We start from the raw sequence: 22,883 nt of genomic DNA, 5'->3' as shown, positions 1-22,883 counted from the left end.
GTGCCCGGTGCATAAAGGCCGGGCGCTGGCACGCGCCCTAAGGCTCGATCGCCGCCAGCAAAGGTTCTTCCTGCAGCGACTCCATCACCGCCCGGTAATCGTCGGTCTGCAGATAATCCAGGAACGAGACCGGCGCGCAGTCCTCCAGGCTGTAATCGGTGCGCCCGGAGCTCAGCATCGCCGTGATCGCGCGCAGCAGGGGCAGTGAACGGGTGCGCTCCTCCACGAACAGAAACTGGCCGGCCTGGTTCACTTCCAGGAAATAGGCCTCGCCGTTGCGATCTACTACGAGATCCACGCAGCCAAATACGATATCCAGCCGCCGCATCAGGTCGCGCAGGCGGTCGGTCATGCTTTGCGACAGTTCGAAGGGTTCCATGACGGTTTCTTCGGCGAGCGCGCTCGGGCGCCAGTCCAGATAGGCCTCGCCGTTTTGCTTGAGCATGCGCACCGCGAAGAACTTCGAGCCGATGATGGTGACGCGCACGTCATAGGCTTTGTCGATATAGCGCTGGAAGATGCCGGGGCAGGTGGCGATGGCCTGTTCGGGCAATTCGCTATGCGCATCGAGCAGCACCACGCCGAGGCTGTAGATGCCGCCGGTGGAAGCGCTTTGCCAGCTTTGCGGATAGAAGGTCTTGTAGACCACGCGGCCGTGGCGCTCGATCAGCTCGCGTACGTCTGCGGCATCGTTGGTAACCACCAGTTCCGGAAATGTCAGGCCGGCCGCGCGTGCCGCTTGCAGTTGCACCAGCTTGCTTTCGGCCATCATGCCGGGAACCGGCTGGTTGACCCACAGCGTATTTCCCAGCTGCGCTCCAAGGTCGAACACGTTGCGCTGGAAATAGCGCCATTGGCGCGAGATAAATTCCCGATCCGCTTCCAGCTGCGCCACCGGTTCGGGAAACATGGGGCGCCGGTACCAGGCCGAGCGAAAACCGGTATCGTCGCCGGCGAAATGAGAGCTGTGCAGGCGGGTGTCCTGGTCGCTGCTCCAGATGGAATAGCGCGCTGCGTCACCGGTGAAAAGCGACGGGCTCATGACGGTGTCGACGGCGTTCTTTTCCAGTGCCCAGCGTACGGCGGCGCCGTGGGGATCATTCCAGGCGGACAAGATCAAGACGCGAGTATTCATGGCGTTCCCTGCGAATGGCTGGCGACCCGCCTGCAGGGCAAGCGGGCGCGGTTTGCTTTCAGCTGGGCGCGACGCTACATGTCACGCCCACTCAACACTTAACCGCCGTGCGGCACAGGATCGGCGGCATCGGGAATATCCGTTGCCGTAGACGCTGACTGCGGGGAAAGGAAATGCCCCTTCTCACCGAGCATGATGGTTTCCAGCGCTACCTCGGTAGCAACCAGACGGCCAAACGGACGCACTACATTTTCACTCTGATTATTCACGTGTAATCCCTCACTAAATTAGGAAGTAAACAGAGAAGTGTTGCTCCTGCTCGCACGTACGCCGTCCGGCGTTGGCGAGCGCACCAGCTTATGTCGTCCGGTGCGTGAAGGGATGGTCAAGGTTGCCGCGCAGCGATGCGATCTGCGTCATGTTTGCCGGCATGACTGATGGCATATCCGTCATGTGGAGTGTTATTTCGTAGGCGCAAGCCGGCGTGATCGAACGTCGGCGCATGTCTTTGCGACCTTACATAGCCCTGGTGCCATGGCAGGCTGGATATTTCGCGCAGCCCCAAAAGCTTTCTTTGGTCTTGCGATTTTCTCGCCGCACCATCTCTGCGCCGCATTTCGGGCATACATGATTTTGCGAGATCGCATGTTCAATCGGCGCCGTCATGACCGGCTCGATCCGTACCGCCGCCTTCTGCGCGGATCCCGGCGTCTGCACGGCACGCACCATCGCCAGCAACGCTGCGCCATGAATCAGCTCGATCGGCTTGCCCTGGGCGAAACGCTGCGCGTCCGCGGTGTAGTCGCCAATGGCCACGATCTTTACCGCGGCGGCGCCGCGATCGGTCAGCAGGCCGAACATTTCCCGCACGACTTTCACGTCGACACGCTGGTTCTTCCACTGCTTGCACTGCACCAGCGTGGTCTGGCCATGCTTGCGCAGAATCAGATCGATGCCACCATCCGCGCCGCCAAGGCCGGTCTCCTGCACGACGTAGCCCTGGCGACGGAAGGCTTCGCCCACCAGCAACTCGAACTCGCGCCAGCTGATCGCCCGCAGGCTGTCGAGCCCGGTCTGCGCATCCAGCAGTCGCCGGCGGCGGCCGCGCCCGATGAAAGAAAGGAGTGCGCCGATCCAGCACGCGCCCAGGGAGATCCAGGCCATCACGGCGAAAGCGCCGCCTGCGGCCTGCCTGCCGAGTGTTTGGGAAAAAGGATTGCTTTGCGCCAGCAAATACCAGCCGATGCCGTAGCGAAAGCCTACGTAAAACACGATGCCCAGCACGAAGCCGATGGGCCAGGGCACCGAGGCCAACAGCTCGATGCCACCTTCCTTGCGCCTAGCCATAACTCCCCCCGAGTAATGTGCTCGGCGGCCACCTTATCGCGTTGTCGCCCGGTTTGTTAGTAATGCCCGGCGATTCGGGGGCTTATTTGCGTAACGGGTCGAGCAGCGATTTCAGCCCGTTGTGATCGAGCTCCAGCATCAAGGCCAGCAGCTGGCCAAGTTCGCCGGGCGGAAAGCCCTTGCGGGCAAACCAGGCCAGATAGGCGCCGGGCAGATCGGCAAGCAGGCGCCCCTGGTATTTGCCGTACGGCATGCGGACGGTCACCAGCCGCTGCAGATCTTCCGGTTTCATGCAATGCGACCCAGGCCCATAATGGAAAGCCATCAACATTAGCGCAGTTTCGCCACTGCCGCCCGCGCCAGCATTTAGGAATACACGCATGCTTCCCCAGGGATCCCTGCCGGGCTTCGATCCTCCCGTCCCCACCGATCGCCTGTTTCTCGCTGTCTTTCCCGATGCCGCCTATGCCGCGCGGCTGGAGACTTTTGCGGCCAAGCATCTCGCTGCGCGTCGCATGCCGGGCGATCCGGTGGCGGCCAGCCGCCTGCACGCCACCTTGTTCCATCTGGGCGACTACACCGAGCTTCCGCCTGGCCTGATCGCCCAGGGCGCCGAAGCACTCGCTGCGCTGCAAAGCGAGCCTTTCGAGATCCGCTTCGACCATATCGGCAGCTTCAATCACCACCATCCGCGCGGTGACTTCGTGCTTACCGCCGGCCATGGCAACGAGCCCCTGCATGCGCTGCATCGGCAACTCGCCGCGCATCTGCATGCGGTGGCATTGAGCCAGCACACCAAGGGTTCGTTCACGCCGCATATGACCCTGGCATACAACAAGCCGGCGGTGCCGCTTGTAGCGATCGAGCCGGTGGTCTGGCCGGCGCATGAAGTGGTGCTGGTGCATAGCCTGCTGGGCAAGACGCGACACATTCGTCTGGCTGACAAAGCATTGCAGTGATATCTGCGCGGGCGAGGGACGCTAATTGTTCGTTATTTGGAATTGGAAAATTCCAGTTGGATGCGCCGCCGCTTTGGAGAATCTTCGATACCAGCCCCATAACCGCATAGCCGGTTCGAAAACTTAGGCTGGCCCTGGGCGTATTGCCACAGGATCGACTCACCACCCGCGCAGTTCGGCGTACCGCATCTCTCCCGTTCCTGCAGTTCAGCCGTACTCCGCTGATCGAGACATGACGATGAGCGCATGGATATCGGACGCTGTTGTACGGTGCATCGGCATAGCTGCCGTTGGCATCGCGGGATTCGCTGCCGGTATTTTCAGGCGGATGATGCATTGGCTGCTATTGCCATGGCTGCCCACGCATGACCTCGAAGAGCCGGACAAGCCTTGCGCTTCGAAGTCGCGAAAGTGCCGCCGACGCAAGCGCTTCGATACCGATAGCTGATAGAGGCAAGGGCGCAGACAGCCCGTGCAGCGTGATTTGCCGCTAGCGTGCCAAGCCACAGGCGGATGCTGCCCGAAAAAAAACATCGCATCGACAGCTGGCGGCCCAGCATGGCGTGCACGATCAGGTAGAGGGGTTTTTACTCATTTCTGCCTTGATCATGCGACTTTGGCCCAGCGCCAAAACGGAGGAGCGCCATGCAACGATGGATCATTGTGCTGTGTCTTTTGCTGGCTTGTGCAGGCGTGCATGCGCAGGCCGCGGTCTGGCAGCCCAGTGCCGGACATACGCAAATACCGCTATGGCCCGGCGCCGTGCCCGATGCCCAGGCGCTGCCGGGACCGGAATCGGCGTCCACCGACCCCAAGGCGCTGATTGGCGGCAAGCCTATGCTGGCCGAAACCAATGTGTCGCAGCCGACCCTGACGGTGTATGCACCCAGCGGCAAAAATACCGGTGCGGCGGTAGTGGTGTATCCCGGCGGCGGTTTCCAGATCCTGGCGATGGATCTGGAAGGCACCGACGTCTGCGATTGGCTCACCGCCAAGGGCATTACCTGCATCGTGCTGAAATACCGTGTTCCGGGCGTGCCGTATGTATGGCGATGCGATTGCCGTCCGCACAATCTGACGGTGCCGGTACCGGCCCTGCAGGATGCGCAAAGGGCGATGGGCCTGGTGCGCCTGCACGCGGCGCAGTGGCATATCGATCCGCATAAAATCGGCGTGCTCGGCTTTTCTGCTGGCGGCTATCTGGTGGCGGAAATCAGCACGCATTTCAAGCGCCGCTTGTATGCGCCGGTGGATGAGGCCGACCGGCAAAACATGCGTCCCGATTTCGCGATTGCGATTTATCCCGGCCATCTGGCAACCGAGCAGGACACCTTGAATCCCAACGTGCCTGTCACCCGCGAAACGCCACCCACCTTCCTGCTGCAAGCCGAAGACGATCACGTGGATGGCGTGCAGCAATCGCTGGTCTACTACAACGCATTGCGCAAAGCGGAGGTGCCGGCGGAAATGCATTTGTATGCGCAAGGCGGGCATGCGTTCGGCTTGCGGCCGACGCGGCTGCCGATTACCCATTGGCCGAAGCTGGTCGAGTTGTGGTTGCAGACCATCGGCGTGGTGCCGGGCTGAAACGCGGAACTCTCCTTCCCCGGCGTGAGCAGGGGAGGGGCGGGCTGTATCCAGCTTGACCCAAGTCGACTTGCCCCTCACGATCCGCCCACCAGGGGCGCAGCAAGTACATCAGGGTACCGTTGCGAGCTTGCTATTGCTCTGCGTTCTCAATCACCCGAACGGTATTTTCGCTGCATGGTTGACCGGTCTTCTAGCGACAAAAATGTGCAAATTCGTTGGTGCCCAGCGACGCAATACCTGGGCGGCGACTTTCCCGATCTTCATCTGATCGTGCCGGAGTCAGAGGTGCGGCGGACGCGATGGCGTTCAGTCATCGATGCGTACGTGGCGCGATGCACGCCGGAGCGGATAGCGGCATGGGCCGGTCAGCGCGATGCACAAGTGCTGGTGTTATCCGCGGAGCTGGAACCGGCTGCCCGCTACTTCGCCCGCGTGCTCGGCGCCCGCTTGATGCAAACGGACGATGGCATCTCGGCAGAGCACCCCCTTTACGTATTCGGCAAGCCGCAGGTCATGACCAACCGTACGCTGACCACCCTGCGCGATCAAGCAGAGCGGGTCAGCTTCCTGCCCGCCATCGATCTTGCCGGCGCGAGCTTTATTGCCGCCAAGTTGATCCTGGCCAGCTTGATGGATAAGCCCGCAGGCTATCTGTGTGGCGACGCCATTTTCGGCAGCCAGGCCGATTTTTCACCCCTGATTACCGGCCCGGATGCCGAGGACGAACTAGGCACCGTGATCGTCCAGGCGCATGGCGATGGCGCGCACGCCAATCTCGGCAGCGTAGTGCTGTGCGGGCGCGTCGGCGAGGTGGAGCAGTTATTCGATGGCAACGCCATCCACGGTTGCGAACAGCGCGCGGATGGCGCGCACTGCAAGCGCAGAGGCCCCAAGCATGCCGGCATCTGCGCGCTGCAGGATCTGCGCGCACGGCAGCTGGTATTGCTGACCTGCAACAGCTTCACCATTGGCGATGGGCAATATCCTTCGACTTCGAATTTGGTGGTGGCCGCGCTTGAGGGCTATGCCTCGTCGGTGGTGGCCACGCATGCCAGCTATATCCTCAACCCGGCCGAAATCGCCCTGGTCGAGGCGGCCGCGCGCGATGGCGTTGCACCCGCCCAGCTTTACCTGAAGCTGCGTGCGTTGCATCGGCAGCTGGGCGACCTGGATCCATTTGTGTATGCAGGACTGATCCAGCCGGAAGCGCAGCGGCATGCGCAACTGCCGGGCGCCGATGAGGCAGAGCTTGCGGCAGAGCAGGAACTCGAATCCGCGTTGATCGCCTGGCAAGACCTGCTTACCGGCGTAGGGCAACGATTTATCGAACATCTCTCGGCATTGCAGCTGATTCGCCGCAAGGAGCAGGCCCAGGCGACGGAGCCAAGCGCCAACCTGCTCGCAGCCTATGAAGCGCATACAGCCAGTTACACGGCGTTATTGCAGGCCTTTCATTCCGAGGCTGAGGCCTGGCGGCTCAAGCGGGCCGGCCGGGAGAATGCGTTGCGCCTGCTCCATCAGGTCATCCAGCAGGGCAAGGAATGCGATGCATCGCTGGCGAAAAGCCTGCTCTGGCGCTTCCGCAACAGCGACTACACCTTGGGTGAGTTCGGCAAGCGCAAGGGCGAGTGGAAGAATACGCAGCGTCCTTGTGCGAGCTGCGGCAACGATCTGTTCAAAACGGTGCTGCGCTCATTTCTGTTTCCCAATCTCACCGGCCATCGTATGGCATGCCTCACTTGCGGGGCGTTCGAGGTAGCGCTTCCCGCTGCGGGCAAACTGTCGCTATCTGCGAAAACGACCTGGCAGCGTGGCGACCGCGTGCCGATCAGCGCCAGCTTGCGCCCCACCGGCCGCAGCGGTTCCTTGTGGGAGCAGGTGGGCTGGGGCGCGCAGTTCGGCTTTCATATCACCCATTACGGGCATGCCCCTTATCTGTCCACGCTGGTCGAGCCGCCAGCAGGCGCAGATGCGGCGGTCGAATTTGTATGCCCGGCGGACATGCATCCGGATATTTATTCGATCACGGTTGCCGCCATGCTTGGCGGCCAGATCTCGATCAAGCGCATACGCACGCGATGCTTATAAGAAGCGGCCTGCGGATGGCGCACGATTAACGCTATCCGCAGGCCGGTAGAACTAAAGCTTGGCTAAGACGCCATCAGCTCCACGAATTGGTGTCGTCCGGGCAGAGTCCGGCCAGCACATCGTCGAGGGAGCAATCGGTCGCGCTGGCCGTCGTCGCATGCATGGCGGCTTTGGTTGCGGCCTGATGCATGGCCATGCTGCCGGGTGCGATGGCAGCGATGGCAGCGGTGGCGAAAACCTTGCCCATGATTTCCATTTTCTTGCTTTTCATTCCAGATCCTCTGGCTGTTTCGTGAGGCCGTGCCCAAGGCACGGCCGTCTATGGACATGGACTATGTGATCTGAGCTCTTGAAACAAGCCCAGCAGCACATGGCCTGATGGCGTATCAGCGCGCCATCAGCTCCATGAAAGGTCGTCGGCGGTGCACAGGCCAGCCAGAATATCGGCCGCCGAGCAATCCACCGCGACAGCAGCGGCAGCATGCACGCCCGGCTTGGCTGCTTCCTGATGCATGGCCATGCCGGCAGGCGCTACGGCCGCGAGCGAGGCTGCGGCGAAGATCTTGCCCATAAGTTCGACTTTTTTTCTTTGCATTGAAAATCCCCTGGTTGTGAATCGGGCTGCGCACCTTGCGCAGCCCGATACGAGCAAATCGGCCGGATGGCGTCAAGCCTTAGGCCGCTTAGAAGCTCCAGGTGAAATTCATTCGCGCCGCCTGGTCCTTGGCGCTGCCGGCAAACTGGCCGTTGTAACTGACGTCGGCGGAGAACGTCGGCGACAGCGCAAAGCTCACGCCCGCATCCACCACGCCCGCGTGACGCGCCAACGGCACGCCCGCCACCTGGAAGGCATTGCCGCCGCTTTCGAACTGCACCGTGCTTTGCGTGGCGATATCGCCCCAGGCGCGCTGCCAGCCCACGCTGGCATGGGCATTGATGTCGCCGCGCGCATCCAGGGCGAACACGCCGCGCAGGCCCAGCTGCGCTTCGTTGCTGGCGCTGGTCTGTGCATTTACGCGCAGTGCCGCTGCATCGCTGCTTTCATCGGCGGCATCGGTATGCAACTGCACGCGGGCAAGGTTCACGTAGGGAGACAGCGTGCTGCGGCCGAGCGAGAAGGCGTAGCTGGCATCGACGAAGGCCTGCGCAGTATCGGCGTCGTAACGGCTGGCCGGTGTGGCGTTGAAACCCTGGAAGGCGATCGTGCGGTTGGTGCTCACCTGCTGCCAGGCGTAGCTGGCGCCGCCCAGCAACTGGAAGGCATCCAGGCGGATGCTGCCGTAGGCACCCAGATGCGTGCCGGTGGTGTGCGATGACGAATCGAGCGTATCCAGACGCGCGCTGTTCTGGCTGCTGCCAGCCACTACGCCCACATGCGCCGTACCGAACGGCATGTCAGCGCCGACCAGCAGGCCGCTGCCATCGGCCTGCAGCCGTGCCGCATTGCTGTTGCCATTGTGGTCGCCCCAGTGGCCCCAGCCGTCGGTCCACGCGGTGATGCCGTTGTCGGCGGTGGCATTCAAGCCGTTGGCGCCATTGGCCAGGCCAAGCAGATGGGCCTGCACAGCCTCGCGCACGTAGCGGCTGTCGTCGCTGAGCGCGGTGCGCGTGCTGGCGTAGATCTGGCCGGAGAGCTGGTCGAAGGCTTGTGCGGCGGTGGCGGCATTGTCCAGCACGATGGCGTTGTAGACCGCGCTGTTCCAGCCCAGGCTTTCTATCGCACCGGCAGCTTCGCGTTCGTTGGGCGTTTGCGCGACGCTGGCGAAGGCCGCGTCGTTGCGTTCCAGCGACAGCGTCACGCTATCGGCGGCGTAACTCAGCTGAGGCGTAAGGAAGGTGAGGCTGGACGTGGCCGAGGCGAATTGCCCGCTGATGCCGCCGGCCGCCGTGAGGATGGTGTAGTTGGTGCGCGGTGCCCAATTGCCCGATTGCGCCAGCACGACCGTGCTGCCCTGGATCGAGGCGCTGCCTTTCACCAACAGCAAACCGGATTGGCCGCTGGGCGTGGCGTCGATATTGAGCACGCCCTGCGCGCCCTGGGTGTAATTGCCGTTGATGGTGAGCGTACCGATCGAGCCGCCGGGCCACACTGTGCCGTTGTTCACCACGTTGCCGCCAATGCTGCCGTGACCGCGCAAAGTGCCGCCCGCCGTTACGCTGACATTGCCGGCCACGGCGGCGCCCGGCGTGCTGCTGTCGCCCACTTCCAGGGTGCCGGCCTGCACGGTGGTCGTGCCGGAGTAAGTGTTCACACCATCCAGTATCAACGTGCCGCTACCGGTCTTGCTCAGGCCGAACGCACCGCTGATGGCACCGGCCTGGGTGGCGCTGTTGTTGCCGTCCACTTCCAGCGTGGTGCTGTTGTCGGTCAGCGTGATGGTGTTGGGCAGCACGATGCCGTTGCCGTACGCCACGTTCGCGCCGCTGCCGGTGATCAAGCTGCCGGTACCGATGGCGCTGTTATTGCCGAGCACCAGGGTGCCGCCGGTAAGTGTGGTATTGCCGCTGTAGCTGCTGGCGCCGTTGAGCGTGACGGTGCCCGCACCGAGCGTCACGCCGGCGAAATCGGCGATGGCATCGTCATAGCTGAAGGCATTGCCCGCACCCGGGGTGATGGTAAGCGTGCTGCTGCCGGTGCCGCCGTCGATATTGCCGTTGATCTGCGCCGAGCCGCCCAGGATCTGCAGGCTGCTGTTGGCGCTGCCCAGGTATACGGCCAGGTGGCTGCTGTCGGCGGTGATGGTGCCGTAGTCGATCACGCTGGCCTGGTTGGCGCCGGTGTTGACGGCCGCCGCGGTGGCGCCGCCGCCTTCCAGCGTGCCGCCGGCAAGATTGGTGATGGTGACGGTGAAGGCATTGGCGGCACCGGTCACGGCAATGGCCGAATCGCTCTGGCCGCGAATCAGCCCGCTGTTGGTGACGGTGGTATTGCCGTAGATGCCCTCGATCGGAATCGGGTTGCCGGTGGTGGGATCTTTGTCGATGCCGGCCAGCGTGATGCCGCGGCCTATGCCGGTATTGGCGGTGCCGTCGGCATTGGTGGCGCTGTTGAGGCCTACGATGGTGCCGCTGTTGACGATGCTGCCTCCGCCGACGGTGATGCCTTCGCTGTTGTCGTCGTAGGCGTGCAGCGACTGGATGGTGCCGGTGTTGGTGATATTGACCATGCCATCGACGTCCACGCCATCGCCGTCGCGGGTGACGCCATTGCCGGTGATGGTGCCGTGGTTGACCACCGTCACCACTTCGTTGGCATTGAAGCCATCGATATTCATGCCCGAGCCGTCGTCGCCCTGGATCACGCCGCCCTGGTTGTTGGTGACCGACATGGTGTAGGCGCCATTGGTGGTCACATCGGTGTTGCCGCCGGTGATGCCGTGTCGCGCGCCTTCGATCTTGCCTTGCGTATCGTTGACCACGCTGATGCCGGTATTGCTCTGCGCGTCCACGCCGTCGCTGCTGTCGGTGCTGCCGGGATTGTTGGTCGCCAGGATCAGGCCGTTGTTGTACACCTGCCCATTCACGCCCGGGCGCACCGCATCGGCCTCGTTGGCCTTGATCACGCCGGTGGCGTAGTTGTTGACGATATTGACGCCGCTGGTGATGGCGTTGAAATCGATCGCCTGCGCGCCGCCGGCCGACTGGTTGAGCGAATTGAGCGTGCCGTAGTTGTTGAAGGTAACGTTGCTGTTGGCCTTGTTCATCTGGATGACGTCGTCATCCGCCGTCTGCATCAGCGCGCCTGCGCCATTGGTGACGGTAAGCGTCAGGCCGCCGGTGTTGTCGCGGATATCGCGCGCGGCGTTGTTGCCGGTGGCGGTCTGTTCCAGCGTGCCGTCATTGACGATGGTGGCGTTGCCCGACACCGTGATCGCGTTGCTGGTGCTGCCGACGATCAGCGAGCCGCCAGCCTGGATGGTGCCGGTCTGGCCACCGTTCAGCGCCTGCGCGGTGGTGACGGTTTGGCCATTGATGACGGTAAAGCTGGCGGTGGCGGCGCCGTGGGCGGGATTGGCCTGGATCAGCGCCAGTACGATCACCGCGGCTAGTGCTTTTTGCTTCATTACGACAGTCCCCTGTTTGCACAAGCGCGGGAGTGTCGTGGATGAATTGCACACTATTTATGACACTGGGGTGACATCGTAAGGCTCATGACAGAAGTCATGGCCGTCTATACTCCCCGCTGCCGGCTGCTCAGCATCTTCTTGCGACGGAAGTGGCGATCGGCAAGGTGGATGACGCACATGGCGCGATTTTTTACGGACGGAGAATGAGCATGTCAAAGACAGTCATGCCGCAGCATCGATCCATGGGCTGCCGCTTGCCGATCAGCCTGGTTGTGCTGGCGATGCTGTTTTTCGCTCAGCTGGTGCATGCCGACGCGGCCCAGGATTTCGGCATGAGCGGCACCGTCGGCAGTTATCCGATAGCCATGCAGATGCGGGTGCGCGAGCAGGGCGAGATCGTGCAGGCGCATTACTCCTATGCCAGCAAGGGCACCGAGATTCCCTTGACGGTGGCCACCGCTGCCGATGCGGTGACGCTGACGGAGCCGGGCGGCGGTGTGTTCCATCTGCATTTTGTCGGCTCGCCCGGCGAGCCTGCGCACGATATGCAGCACGCCATCGGCCTAGCCGGCACTTGGGTGAAAGGGGCGGTGACGCTGCCGGTGAAACTCCAGCTTGAGGCCGCCGAGGCCGCCGGGGCCAATGTGCCCGATTGCGCTTATTACCCCGCGCTGACGGCGCCGGGGAGCAAGCCCGCTTTCCCCGACGCCGGCTGCACGCATATTCCCGATCAGACCGTACTGGATCGCTGCATCCAGGCAAGTTTTACGACGACGCACGCAGTCAATCAATGCATCACGCAGGCGGTTCGTCCATGCCGGGAAGATCAGGCCGACCAGAATCGCTGTGTCGGCAATCTGATTGCCTATCTGGATGATTCGATTCAACGCATGCTGCGGACCGGTAGCGCCACCACCGGCGCGCTCGATGCGCGTAGCTACCCGGCATGGCATGACGCGCAGGTGGCCCGTTGCAAGAAGGGCAGTGCGTTCTCGCCTGGCGGCTCGGGCTACGGTGCGGATATCGGCTACTGCATGGCCGGGCAGATGCTGGGATTGGTGCAGCGCCGCCTGGTGCCAGGCTGATGCGTGGCTTGCCCACGGCATTCAGGCACTCCCCATCGCGGCAGTTCCCTGGTACATCTGCCAGGGAACCCGCACACGGCCTTCCCGTATGAAAATCACAGGCGCAAAAATAGTGAGCGCGATGGGCAAGGCCGTGTTGTACGTGTTCATTGCCGCCGGCGTGCTGTTCCTGCTTGCCGAGCGCTTTCACGAAACCAGCGTCGTGAATTTCATTCGCTCCCTGATGTAAGGGCGGTATGGAAGCGAGCAACGGCCGCTACGTATGGGGCTTGTCCGCCGCGGGAACGTTGATCGAATAGACCACGGCGGCTATTTTCCAGCCATCGTTGGTGTGCACCGTACTCCAGATAATGCGGCCATGGCCGATCTTGGCCTTGTAGTCGAACGAGACGGTGCCGACTTCGCCATCGGTGTGAATGGACAGGTTTTCGATCTGGTCGGGCGGCAGCTTCACTTCGCCGGTCACATCGTCCTTCGCCGTCATGCGCATGGTGCGCGGCACGGCCTGTTTATTGGCGGCCGAGATCACGGCATAGGATCTGGGGGCGATGGCGCCCACCACGGGAACGTCGGCATCGACGTACATGGTCAACAGTGCCGCGGCATCCTTGCTGGCGACCGCATGTTCATAGCCGGCCCATAGCGCGTGCAGTGCCGAAGTGTCATCGCCTGCCGTGGTCTGGGCGGCGGAGCTGGCTGCGATGGCAGGTGGCATCACCGACATGCCTGCCAGGCAGGCAAGCGCCATATACGTCTGCTTCTTCATTGAGGATTCCCGGAGACGCGCACGCCATGTGGTGCGCCCGAAGCTTGACCGTGGGCGGTAAATCGAAGTTCCGCCAGCTGCAAGCAGGGCCCAGTTTTTAGGCGGTTTCAGGCGGCCGGGGAGGGCGATTGGCGCCTCTGCTTGACATTATTCATCACTTGATTAAAATATTAATCACGTGATGAATAGAGGTCCCCATGGCCAAGCCCGTCCCCCGCAAAGCAGGCCGTCCCAAAGACGACAACCCGATGCTGCGCGAAAAGCTGCTCGATGCCGCCTTGATCAGCTTCGCGTCGAATGGCGTAGCGGCCACCTCGGCCCGTTCGATTGCCGCCGACGCCGGCGTCAATGCCGCCTTGCTCAGTTATTACTTCGGCACGAAGGCCGATGTAGTGGAAGCGGTTTTCCATGAGCGGGTGGGGCCGGTGCTGGCCGGTTTCTTTGGCTCACTGCTAGCGGTCGAGGCCGATGTCCACGATTTCGCAGCGGCGTTTGTGGCGGGCATCAGCGGCATCATCGCGGCCAATCCCTGGTATCCGTCGCTGTGGGTGCGCGAAGTGCTGTGCGAAGGCGGCGCCTTCCGGGAAATGTTTGTCGCCAAGACGGCCGAAGTAGCACCACGCATCACGCGGCGCTTCGTCGATGCGCAAAAGGCCGGTGACATGAATCCCGAACTCGATCCTACGCAAATGGTGGTGTCGCTGCTGGGCCTGACGCTGGTGCCGGCCGCGACCATGTCGTTGTGGCAAGTCGGCTACGGCGCCAAGTCGGCGGCCGAGCGCGATCGCCATGTGCTCGCCCTGCTGCGGCGCGGCCTGGCGTGAACCATGTCCATGTCTCTCCAAACACTCCGGGTGACGCTATGAAAAAGGCCACGACACCGCCTTCGAAGCCGCGGTTCTGGGACAACCTGATACCGCTGCGCGCAGACAGCACGGGCCATCAGCTGGCCGGCTGGCAACCGGCCGCCAAAGCCATGCAGGGGCTAGGCTGCCAGATCCTTGCCGACCAGCGCGTGCCGGTGGAGGGCGGCATGCAGCTTGCGGCCGATGTGTATTTGCCCAAGCCGGCCGGACGCTATCCGGCGATCCTGGTGTTTGGCGCTTACACCAAGGAATTGCACAGCGCGGGTATTCCCGCCGGCACCAACGAAGTGGGTTGCCCGCCGGTATTTACCGAGCGCGGCTATGCGCATGTGATTGTCACGCGCCGCGGCATGGGGCAGTCGGACGGTGCGTTCGATGTGTTCTTCAACGAGCAGGAAATACGCGACCACGAAGCGGCGATTGCCTGGGCTGCCGCACAACCGTGGTGCAACGGCGAAGTGGTGATGTTTGGCACGTCTTACTATGGCTGTGTGCAAGCCAATGTGGCGGTAAGGCGGCCTGCTGCGTTGAAAGCCTTCTTCACGCATGAGATGTGCACCGACTATTTCCGCCACATCGTGATGTATGGCGGTACACCCAATACCGAATTTCTCAGCCTGTGGCTGGGCTCCAATTTTACCGATGCGGTGATGCGTCTGCGGATTGCGCCGCTGGTGCGGGCGGCGATCAGCCAGGTGCTCAATTCAGGCCTGAAAAAAATCTGGCAGCCGCGCCTGCGCAAGCAGATCAGGAAGATCATGGTGACTTTCACCAAGAAGACGCCGGCGCTGGCGGCGCGGCAGGTGTTCGCCAACTGGCTGATCGACGGCAAGACCCGCGCCACCAACCGGATGCCGGCCGGCCCGTCGGAACAGCTGGGCAATATCGACGTACCGTTCGTGGTGGTGCAGAACGAAGCCATGTGGAACCTGCATCAATTCGGCAGCTTCGATCTTTGGCAGCACGCCTCGACGCCGCGCAACAAACAATGGCTGATCATCGGCCAGGCGACCTACTCCTTGCCGGCTTACGAGTGGCAGCAGGAAGCGCTCGCCTTCTTCGACCATATTCTGCGCGGTACGCCCAATGGCTATGCCGAACAGCCTCGGGTGCGCTACTGGGTGGAGGGCGCCGGACGATTTGAGGGAGCCGAGGACTTTCCATTGCCCGCGGCGACGCGCAAGCGCTTCTATCTGACGGCCAGCGCTGACGACCGCGATCTGCATGAGCTTGCCGAGAACGCTCCCAGCGAGGGCACCAACAGCTGGGCTGCTGTGCCACTTGGTGCCACCACCACGGGCGGCTTCGACGAGGTGGTCAACCAGACGCTGGTGTATCGCTGGACGGCGCCGCAGGACATGGCATTCGCCGGCCCCGTGACGGCGGCGCTGAGCTTCAGCTGCAACGAGATCGATTCGCACGTGGTGGCGCGGCTCAGCCATGTGTCTGCCACGGGTGTGGAGACCTTGCTGTCGATGGGCATGATGCGTCCGGCGCGGCGGCGCATCGACGAGCGGCGCAGTACGGCTTGCGAAATCGCGCTGGACACAGATGTGGCCGAACCACTGGTGCCGGGCGAAGCGGTGGCGTTGAAGTTCAGCCTTACGCCGGCACCGGTACGGGTGCGTCGCGGTGAGCAACTGCGGTTGGCAATCGCCAGCCGCACCGATCTGCTGCGCAGCGACCAGTCGCACGATCACGCGCATTTCGATTGCCAGGTACCGCCGTACTTCTCGCGCAACACCATTCACTGCGGCGCAGACAGCTATGTCGAGCTCGATGCGGTTTAGTCGGCCGACATGGCCTGGTCGGCGGCGGCAAAATGCGCCATCTGGTCGGCATGTGCCTGTACGAAGCTGGGACGGGTCGTAGCGCGCGCGACATAGTTGCGGCAGGCCGGATAAGCCGCCAGGCCATCGAAGCGATCGACCAGACGCAGCACATCCGCCATGGCGATATCGGCTATGGAGAAGCCGCCGGCCAGCCATTCGCGTTGCGCCAGGATCGGTTCCATATGTTGCAGGCGCCCTTTGAGAAAGGCGTCCATGCGCTTGCGTCCCGGCGTTTCTTCGCCATCGCCGGAGAACCTCAGGATGGCCCAGGGCAGGCTGGCCATTTCCACGGAATTGAGCGCCGCGAACACCCACTCCGTGGCGGCGCTGCGCCGGCGCGGATCGGAAGGCAGCAACGCATCGCTGAGCTGGCCCAGATGCAGCAGGATCGCGCCGCTTTCAAAGATCGAGATATCGCCATCGGTCAACCACGGCACTTGGCCGAACGGCTGATGCGCGAAATGCTCGGCGTTGCGTGCGTCGAACGGCACGCTGGCGACGCGATAGGGCAGGCCGGCTTCCTCCAGCGCCCAGCGCACACGGATATCGCGCACGTAGCCGCGCGGTATGTCGGGGACCCAGTTGAAGGTAGTGAGGGTCAGCGCGGTCATCGGAGCTCTCCGTGTGCAATACCTGGCGTGCGGCTGGGACGGCTAGCGTATCGCCACCCGTGGTTTGTTGCAGAGAGAGGTGCGCAACGGACGTGGGCGGACGTCCGCGGACAGCCTGGCTTCGTCTAACTGCCTGTATTGGGTGGCGGCACGAGTCTTGCTGTGAGGAGCTCAGTTGGCTTTTGCCGAATGGGAAGGGGATGTCTTCGTGAACATGTCAGTCTGTGCCACGACCAAGCGTGATGAGGTGATGGCACCTCGTGCCGGCTCAAAGTTGTTGCACACCGTGTCGTGCGGCGCGTGGTTGGCAACGGTATGCATGGCCGCCGCGCTGTGCTGCCGACCGGCTGCCGCGCAGGATGCGAGCAGCACGATTCCTCCTTCCGCGGTGATCGGCGTGCAAGAGGCGATGCTGTCGCCGGATTACTGGATTGGCCGCGCCCATGCCGTAGACGATGTGCTGATGACGCCTGCGCAAATCGCCGCGCGCAATCGGCTGACCTCAGTGCACGATCAGGCCCTGGTCGATCTCGAAAGCCTGCCCACCACGCTGACGCGCGAGCAGATCCAGGGCTGGGTGAAATCCGCGGCGAGCCCCTTGAATGCGCCGCTGGTCGACATGCACGGCGATCCGCTCACGGCGCAGACCCTGGCCGCGATCCAGGCCAATGTCGGCATGCAGCAGATCCCTGCGAGCGAGCCGGCCCGCTACGGCATGGCCGTGCGACGTGCGCAACTGCGCACCTATCCGACGACGGTGCGTGCGTTTGCCTCCAAGGAATCCGTCGACTTCGAGAGCTTCGAGGGCGGCACGCTGTTTCCGGGTGATCCGGTGGTGATTGCGAAGGCCAGCGTCGATGGCAAATGGCTGTTGGTGGTCAGCTACCAGGGGCCGGCCTGGGTCGCCACCACGGATATTGCCGAGGGCAGCGCACAGGCGGTATTCGGCTATGCGCAAAAGTCGCCGGCGCGGGTGATTACCGGTGACGAGGTGCGTACGGTGTTTACGCCGGAAGCGCCGGAAGTTTCCGAGTTGCAGCTCGATATGGGCACGCGCCTGCCGCTGGCCAAGGTGCCGCCCGATCAGCCCGTCAATGGCCAGGGACCGTACGAGTCGTGGGCGCTGGAACTGCCGGTTCGCGGCAATGACGGTGCGCTGAGCTTCAAGCCGGCCTTGTTGCAGAAGATGCGCGACAGCGCGCCGGACTACTTGCCGCTGAGCCGCGCCAACATCATCCGCCAGGCCTTCAAGTTCCTGGGCGAGCGCTATGGCTGGGGGCATGCCTACAACGCGCGCGACTGCAGCGGCTTCACCAGCGATGTCTACCGCAGCATGGGTGTGCTGATGCCGCCGAACGCGAATGCGCAAGGCAAAAGCCCGGCATTCGCGCATCGGCTATTCACCGCCGCCGATTCTCACGCAGCGCGGATCGACGCCATCATGCACGCCGATGTGGGCGATCTGATCGTAGTGCCCGGGCATGTGCTGATGCTGCTGGGCCAGGTCGATGGGCAGCCTTATGTGATCCAGGACGTGCCCTTTGTGATCTACCGGAACCCGCAGGGCGGTGTGCATTGGACCAAGGTCAACGAGGTGTCGGTGACACCGCTGTTGCCGCTGCTGGCAGACGGGAAGCAAAGCTACGTGGATGCGATGACCAGCCTGGTGCATGTCACCGCGTCATCCACGCCAGCAGATAAGTGAGCAGCCAGAATATGATTTGTGCGGCAAGCACCGGCGCGATCCGCCTGATTTCCTTGCGGCCGGTTATCAGCAGGCTGGCGACGACGGGTAGCTGGCCGAACATCAAAAATATGGCGATGTGATCGGCGCTGCCTTCGTCGTGGTGTGGCGCATGCAAACCATGACGAAGCAGGTCCAGCGCGATCATCACCAATACTGCGCCGGTCATCAGCAAGGGCAGGGCGCCGTTCCAGCGTTGAAGGGGCGGAGTGGGATCGTTGTGCGGTGCGCGGGTCAACATGGTTGTCGCTCCTGCGGCACGCGGTGCGCCGTCGATCAGGAAAGGGTATGCCGGTAGAACGATCCGTCAGGGCAGATCGCCATGATCTGCTTGCTGTGGAAGTAAGTCGATTGGCCAGATCGTGGCCGCGCCATATGACAAGACTGTGGTCGCAATGCGCTGAAGTCATGCGGTGGAGAAGGCGCGACGATGGCGGTTTCGGTGGTGGCAAGCTTTTAGCTGCAGTTGCCGATAGCGGAGTCGTCGGCGTTACATTCGATATCGGCACTGCCGCTATCGCCAGCAGTTCGCAGCCGAGCGCGCTGCAATTTACGTGACGCCATGCAATGCCGATGATGACGCGGTGCATGGCGCAGCGGCTTGATCCGATGGTGTGCGCTGCTGTCTTTTTGGCTGCGTGCGAGGCCTCTGCTGACAAGCGCTTGCCCGCAAAATGTTGCGCAAAAAAACGTCACGGCTTCTACACATCGTGCACAGCATCCTCGCCGGGTGGAGCGAGCAATTTGAATCGATACGGGGCGATTCGCATTGCATACGGGACGTGAAGACGCGCTGCAAACACTGCGACTGAGCGTTCGAGGGATAACCATCGTTACCTGCCTATTGCGGCTGCGCTGCCGGCGCGGCACGGGGGTGTTTTGCCAAAAACATCCCATGCGAAAAATTTTTATTCGGAAGCAGGTAGGGATGGTTAATCGCAATCCGTATTAATGGATACGGGTGGTTTTGTCGGTCGTCCACGACATGGATCGATGCGTCCGAAACAGCCATTCGCGCAGTGGGGGAGTTGTTTGCATGGAGGCAAATCGTTGTTGGAAATACCGGGGTTTCCGGATGGTCCGGAACCTCTCCTTTCACCGATAGCCATTTGCATACTGGGGAGATTTATCAATGCAAGCCAAATTGAAACTGATGTTCCTGGCCGGTCTTGTGAGTGCCGCTTTTGTTCCCGCCGTTTTCGCGGCCCCGGCCTCGGATATTGCTGGTTCTTCTTCCGATCAACAGGTTGGACCGATTGAAGCGGTAGCGCGTCAGGCCTGGCGCGAAGATATGGCGCAGATCGCCACGCCGGCGGACGGCTGCTACCACGCTTCCTATCCGAGCATCGTGTGGCAGCAGATTTCCTGCCGCAACCTGCCGGCCCGCGCGCATTCCGTGCCGCACTACTATCTGTTCGGCGCACCGCAGACGGCCGGCAACGGCAACGACTACACCTTGCAGTCGGGCTCGCACCTGATCACCAAGGCCGTCGGCAGCTTCCCCACCGTAACCGGCGTGACCTCTGAAAAGGGCGTTGGCGTAGCCGCTTACGGCGACGGCGGCATCCTGGGTGCGAACGAGTACTCGCTGCAGATCAACTCGCAGTTCACCTCGACCACCACCGCCTGCAAGAGCAAGTCCGGTTGCACCGTGTGGCAGCAGTTTGTGTATGCCCCGGACTATGAAGTGCAGGGCGAAGCCGCCGTGTTCATGCAGAACTGGCTGATCGGCTATGGCAGCAGCCGTTGCCCGAGCGGTTTTGCCAGCGACGGCGAAGGCGATTGCTACGGCAACAGCTCCGCCGCCACTGCGCCGGACGTGAAGGCCACCTCGCTGGCCAGCATGGTGCTGACCGGTACGGCTGCTTCGGGCGGCAACGACACCGCCGTGCTCACCTACGACGGCGAAGCCTACAGCGCCAGCCAGAAGGACAGCACCCTGTATCTGTCGCAGGTGTGGAACACGGTGGAATACAACATCGTGGGTAACGCGGGCGGTTCCGAAGCGCAGTTCAACAGCGGTTCGTCCATCACCGTGAATGTGGCCGTGACTGACGGCTCCACGGCCGCTCCGTCCTGCGTGGCCGACTCCGGCACCACCGGCGAAAGCAACAACCTAAACCTGGGCAGCTGTACCGCTTCCAGCGGTTCGACCCCGTCGATCAAGTTCACCGAATCGAACTGAGGATCGACTGGCGCAGCCTGCTGCGTTTCAGTGAAATAAAAGCCGAGGGGGCAACCCCTCGGCTTTTTTATGGCTTGCCGCGCGCTTCGCTATAAGGCGTATCGCCCAGCGCGGCGTTGACGCCGCTGAAGCCGCGTTCCAGCACCCGCATGAAGGCAGGAGCGGGCTCCCGGTTGTCGTGAAAGGCGCGCAGTGCATCGCGGTAAGCAACCACCAGCGTATCCATCAGCATGGCCGCGGCGAGACTCGCATCGGGATCGGCGTGCGATCGGCCCGCTGCGTCGGCAAGCATGGCGGCCAGATCATCGGCGAGTGTCACCTGCAGTTCGCGTGCGCGCGTGGTGAGCGCCGGACTGGCGGCGACCGCGCGCCAGAACTGCGCGGCGCGTTCGCTGATCAGGAACAGGGAATGCCGTTCTTCCAGCAGTCGGCGCATCAGCGCCTGGAATGCATCGACCGGCGCCTGCTCGCCGCGGTCGGCAAGTGCCTGACGCACGATCTCCCGTACTTCCTCTTCGCGATCGAAGACCAGGTCTTCTTTGCGGGGAAAGTAGTTGAACACCGTTTTGCGGGCGACCGCCGCCGCGCGCGCGATGTCGTCGATCGAGACTTTTTCAAAGCCGCGCTCCACGAATAACTGCGTGGCGACGTTGGAAATCGTCTGGCGGGTGGCGGCCTTTTTGCGGTCCCGCAGACCGGGCTGATTGGGCGTACTGGTGCTCATGTCCTGAAAATATTACACTGAGTATAAATTTTTAGCCATGGTTGGCCGTATCAGCCTGGCGCGCGCCTGAGGAAATTACCTTGATTTATGACGTCGTTATCGCCGGAGCCGGTCCGGTGGGCCTGTTTCTCGCCTGCGAACTGCGGCTCGCAGGCCGCTCCGTGCTGGTGCTGGAACAGGCCGAAGATCCGCATTCCCCCTTGAAGCGCCTGCCGTTCGGTATGCGCGGTCTGTCCGCGCCCACCCTGGAAGCCTTGCATCGGCGCGGCTTGCTGGATGATCTGGCGCCGCTGCCGAAAAAGGCTGCTGGCGGCAGCACGCCGGCTGCCGCGCATTGGATGGAACAGCCGCGCCAGCCGGGCGGCCACTTCGCCGGCATCCAGTTCTATCAGGACCGCATCGACGTTTCGAAATGGCCTTATCGCCTGCCAAGTCCGGCCGGCACCAGCATGGCGGTCGAGATGCAGTCGCTGGAATCCCTGCTGGCTGCGCGCGCGAGTGCGATGGGCGCGGAAATCCGGCGTGGCCTGGGCGTGGAAGGCGTCGAGCAGACGCATGCAGGCGTCACTGTTCGCGCGCAGGGCGAGACCTTCCAGGGGCGCTGGCTGGTGGGCTGCGACGGTGGCCGCAGCACGGTACGCAAGGCCGCAGGTTTTACCTTCGCCGGCACCGATCCGGAATTCACCGGTTATTCGCTTGAAGTGGAACTGGCCGATCCGGAGCAATTGCGTACGGGGCGCCATTACACGCCAACGGGCATGTATACCTACGCGCAGCCCGGCACGATTGCGATGGTCGAGTTCGACGGCGGCATTTTTCACCGTAGCCAGCCGATTACGCGCGAACACGTGCAGGCGGTATTGCGTCGCGTCTGTGGCATCGACATCGACGTGACCGCACTCAAACTCGCCACCACCTGGACGGATCGCGCCAACCAGGCCACCACTTATCGCCAGGGACGTGTGTTGCTGGCCGGTGACGCCGCGCATATCCACTCGCCCCTGGGCGGCCAGGGGCTCAATCTCGGGCTGGGCGATGCCATGAATCTTGGCTGGAAGCTCGCTGCCACCTTGCGCGGCGATGCGCCGGCCGATCTGCTGGACAGTTATGCGGATGAACGGCATCCGCTGGGGCAGCAAGTGCTCGACTGGTCGCGTGCGCAGGTGGCGCTGATGCGGCCGAGCCCGAGTTCGCGTGCGCTCGAGGCGGTTATCCGCGACCTGATCGACACGCGCGATGGCGCCACCTATTTCGCCGAGCGCGTGTGGGGCGTTGCGCTGCGCTACGAGCTCGGTGACAGCCATCCGCTGGTGGGCCGCAGCGCTCCCGACTTCGCATTCGCCGATGGCACGAGGCTCGGCGAACATTTGCGCACCGGCCAAGGCCTGCTGCTGGATTTCGATCCGCGCGCACCGTTGCAGGCATGGGCCGCGCGCTGGCATGGCCGGATCGCTTATCGTGCCGGCGACGCCAGCGAAAAGCCGGGCTTGACCGCCGTGCTGGTACGCCCCGATGGCATCGTCGCCTGGGTTGCCGAGGCGGCTCCCGCCCCCGATGCGCTGACGCAGGCCGCCGCGCGCTGGTTTGGCGAGCCAGGCGCGTTGCATCAGCCTGGCTAGCGCGCGACGGCTTTATGTATGCATGCCGTGCGCGCGGCCGCCATCACGCGCCCTAAAGAAATGCGCGCATCCGCCGATCTCACTGCAGATCCTGTTTTATGCCGGCGCCCGCGTGAGCCGGCCTTCAAGGCCGATTGACGCGAAGGCAATGGAAACTATGCAACAACGGCCGCTGGGCAGTCCGGAAAGGGCGGATGGGCTGCCAGCGTGATGTTCGGAACGGCCGCCCGCGGCCTGATAGGGATGTGGCATCTACCTTTTCATT

At 62.9% G+C, this 22,883-nt stretch carries 21 protein-coding genes; 10 read left to right on the top strand and 11 right to left on the bottom strand.

Features of this window, described 5'->3' with window-relative positions; all coding sequences use genetic code 11:
• Positions 1-37 precede the first annotated feature (37 nt).
• The 4 genes from IGX34_RS05775 to IGX34_RS05760 form a co-directional block, all read right to left on the bottom strand.
• Positions 38-1,135, bottom strand: a complete 1,098-nt coding sequence (locus IGX34_RS05775) for an ATP-grasp domain-containing protein (RefSeq protein ID WP_192554736.1) — start codon at positions 1,133-1,135, stop codon at positions 38-40.
• A gap of 98 nt (positions 1,136-1,233) precedes the next feature.
• Entirely contained in the window at positions 1,234-1,404 is a 171-nt protein-coding gene (locus IGX34_RS05770; protein WP_192554735.1) for a hypothetical protein, read from the bottom strand.
• 247 nt (positions 1,405-1,651) lie between these two features.
• Complete coding sequence (locus IGX34_RS05765) at positions 1,652-2,482, bottom strand: restriction endonuclease (protein WP_192554734.1); 831 nt, start codon at positions 2,480-2,482, stop codon at positions 1,652-1,654.
• A gap of 82 nt (positions 2,483-2,564) precedes the next feature.
• A complete protein-coding gene (locus tag IGX34_RS05760; protein WP_192554733.1) occupies positions 2,565-2,774 on the bottom strand; it encodes a DUF3820 family protein in 210 nt (69 codons plus the stop codon).
• An 88-nt stretch (positions 2,775-2,862) separates the two neighbouring features.
• Here IGX34_RS05760 and IGX34_RS05755 point away from each other — a divergent pair, with 88 nt between their 5' ends.
• From IGX34_RS05755 to IGX34_RS05745, 3 genes are all read left to right on the top strand, one after another.
• Complete coding sequence (locus tag IGX34_RS05755) at positions 2,863-3,441, top strand: 2'-5' RNA ligase family protein (RefSeq protein WP_192554732.1); 579 nt, start codon at positions 2,863-2,865, stop codon at positions 3,439-3,441.
• 645 nt (positions 3,442-4,086) lie between these two features.
• A complete protein-coding gene (locus tag IGX34_RS05750) occupies positions 4,087-5,028 on the top strand; it encodes an alpha/beta hydrolase (protein WP_192554731.1) in 942 nt (313 codons plus the stop codon).
• A gap of 327 nt (positions 5,029-5,355) precedes the next feature.
• Positions 5,356-7,119, top strand: coding sequence for a hypothetical protein (locus tag IGX34_RS05745; protein WP_192554730.1), 1,764 nt, complete (start codon positions 5,356-5,358; stop codon positions 7,117-7,119).
• A gap of 73 nt (positions 7,120-7,192) precedes the next feature.
• Here the strand turns inward: IGX34_RS05745 and IGX34_RS05740 are convergent, their stop codons facing one another.
• The 3 genes from IGX34_RS05740 to IGX34_RS05730 all read right to left on the bottom strand — a co-directional run bounded on the left by IGX34_RS05740 (position 7,193) and on the right by IGX34_RS05730 (position 11,183).
• Entirely contained in the window at positions 7,193-7,390 is a 198-nt protein-coding gene (locus tag IGX34_RS05740) for a hypothetical protein (RefSeq protein WP_192554729.1), read from the bottom strand.
• A 126-nt stretch (positions 7,391-7,516) separates the two neighbouring features.
• Positions 7,517-7,690, bottom strand: coding sequence for a hypothetical protein (locus IGX34_RS05735; protein ID WP_192554728.1), 174 nt, complete (start codon positions 7,688-7,690; stop codon positions 7,517-7,519).
• 112 nt (positions 7,691-7,802) lie between these two features.
• Positions 7,803-11,183, bottom strand: a complete 3,381-nt coding sequence (locus IGX34_RS05730) for an autotransporter domain-containing protein (RefSeq protein WP_192554727.1) — start codon at positions 11,181-11,183, stop codon at positions 7,803-7,805.
• A gap of 212 nt (positions 11,184-11,395) precedes the next feature.
• On the opposite strand from IGX34_RS05730, the gene IGX34_RS05725 reads away from it, so the two are divergent.
• Both IGX34_RS05725 and IGX34_RS05720 read left to right on the top strand, forming a co-directional pair.
• A complete protein-coding gene (locus tag IGX34_RS05725) occupies positions 11,396-12,271 on the top strand; it encodes a hypothetical protein (RefSeq protein WP_192554726.1) in 876 nt (291 codons plus the stop codon).
• 88 nt (positions 12,272-12,359) lie between these two features.
• On the top strand, positions 12,360-12,500 hold the full coding sequence (locus tag IGX34_RS05720) for a hypothetical protein (RefSeq protein WP_192554725.1): 141 nt from the start codon (positions 12,360-12,362) through the stop codon (positions 12,498-12,500).
• Positions 12,501-12,527: 27 nt separating this feature from the next.
• Here IGX34_RS05720 and IGX34_RS05715 read toward each other — a convergent pair whose 3' ends face one another.
• Complete coding sequence (locus IGX34_RS05715; RefSeq protein WP_192554724.1) at positions 12,528-13,037, bottom strand: hypothetical protein; 510 nt, start codon at positions 13,035-13,037, stop codon at positions 12,528-12,530.
• Positions 13,038-13,234: 197 nt separating this feature from the next.
• Between IGX34_RS05715 and IGX34_RS05710 the strand changes: the two genes are divergently transcribed.
• Positions 13,235-13,861 (top strand): TetR/AcrR family transcriptional regulator, encoded by a 627-nt coding sequence (locus IGX34_RS05710; RefSeq protein ID WP_192554723.1) that lies wholly within the window; start codon positions 13,235-13,237, stop codon positions 13,859-13,861.
• Positions 13,862-13,899: 38 nt separating this feature from the next.
• Positions 13,900-15,693 carry a CocE/NonD family hydrolase gene (locus tag IGX34_RS05705; protein ID WP_192554722.1) on the top strand — a complete coding sequence of 598 codons (1,794 nt, stop codon included), beginning with the start codon at positions 13,900-13,902 and terminating at the stop codon, positions 15,691-15,693.
• Here the strand turns inward: IGX34_RS05705 and IGX34_RS05700 are convergent.
• The gene (locus IGX34_RS05700; protein ID WP_192554721.1) at positions 15,690-16,346 is read right to left on the bottom strand and encodes a glutathione S-transferase family protein; all 657 of its coding nucleotides are present in this window, start codon (positions 16,344-16,346) and stop codon (positions 15,690-15,692) included. The genes IGX34_RS05705 and IGX34_RS05700 overlap by 4 nt on opposite strands.
• Positions 16,347-16,665: 319 nt before the next feature.
• On the opposite strand from IGX34_RS05700, the gene IGX34_RS05695 reads away from it, so the two are divergent.
• Positions 16,666-18,051 (top strand): SH3 domain-containing protein, encoded by a 1,386-nt coding sequence (locus tag IGX34_RS05695; RefSeq protein ID WP_225737257.1) that lies wholly within the window; start codon positions 16,666-16,668, stop codon positions 18,049-18,051.
• Here IGX34_RS05695 and IGX34_RS05690 read toward each other — a convergent pair.
• Positions 18,020-18,331, bottom strand: a complete 312-nt coding sequence (locus tag IGX34_RS05690; protein WP_192554720.1) for a hypothetical protein — start codon at positions 18,329-18,331, stop codon at positions 18,020-18,022. The genes IGX34_RS05695 and IGX34_RS05690 overlap by 32 nt on opposite strands.
• An 891-nt stretch (positions 18,332-19,222) precedes the next feature.
• On the opposite strand from IGX34_RS05690, the gene IGX34_RS05685 reads away from it, so the two are divergent.
• A complete protein-coding gene (locus tag IGX34_RS05685; protein ID WP_225737256.1) occupies positions 19,223-20,275 on the top strand; it encodes a hypothetical protein in 1,053 nt (350 codons plus the stop codon).
• Between the two features lie 67 nt (positions 20,276-20,342).
• On the opposite strand, the gene IGX34_RS05680 is transcribed toward IGX34_RS05685, so the two are convergent.
• Positions 20,343-20,999, bottom strand: a complete 657-nt coding sequence (locus IGX34_RS05680) for a TetR/AcrR family transcriptional regulator (protein ID WP_192554719.1) — start codon at positions 20,997-20,999, stop codon at positions 20,343-20,345.
• Between the two features lie 80 nt (positions 21,000-21,079).
• Here IGX34_RS05680 and IGX34_RS05675 point away from each other — a divergent pair, with 80 nt between their 5' ends.
• Positions 21,080-22,618, top strand: coding sequence for an FAD-dependent monooxygenase (locus IGX34_RS05675; RefSeq protein WP_192554718.1), 1,539 nt, complete (start codon positions 21,080-21,082; stop codon positions 22,616-22,618).
• Positions 22,619-22,883 lie beyond the last annotated feature (265 nt).

It is taken from the genome of Dyella acidiphila (assembly GCF_014863405.1).
GTDB classification, from domain to species: Bacteria; Pseudomonadota; Gammaproteobacteria; order Xanthomonadales; family Rhodanobacteraceae; genus Dyella_B; species Dyella_B acidiphila.
This window is presented reverse-complemented; position numbering and strand designations above follow the sequence as displayed.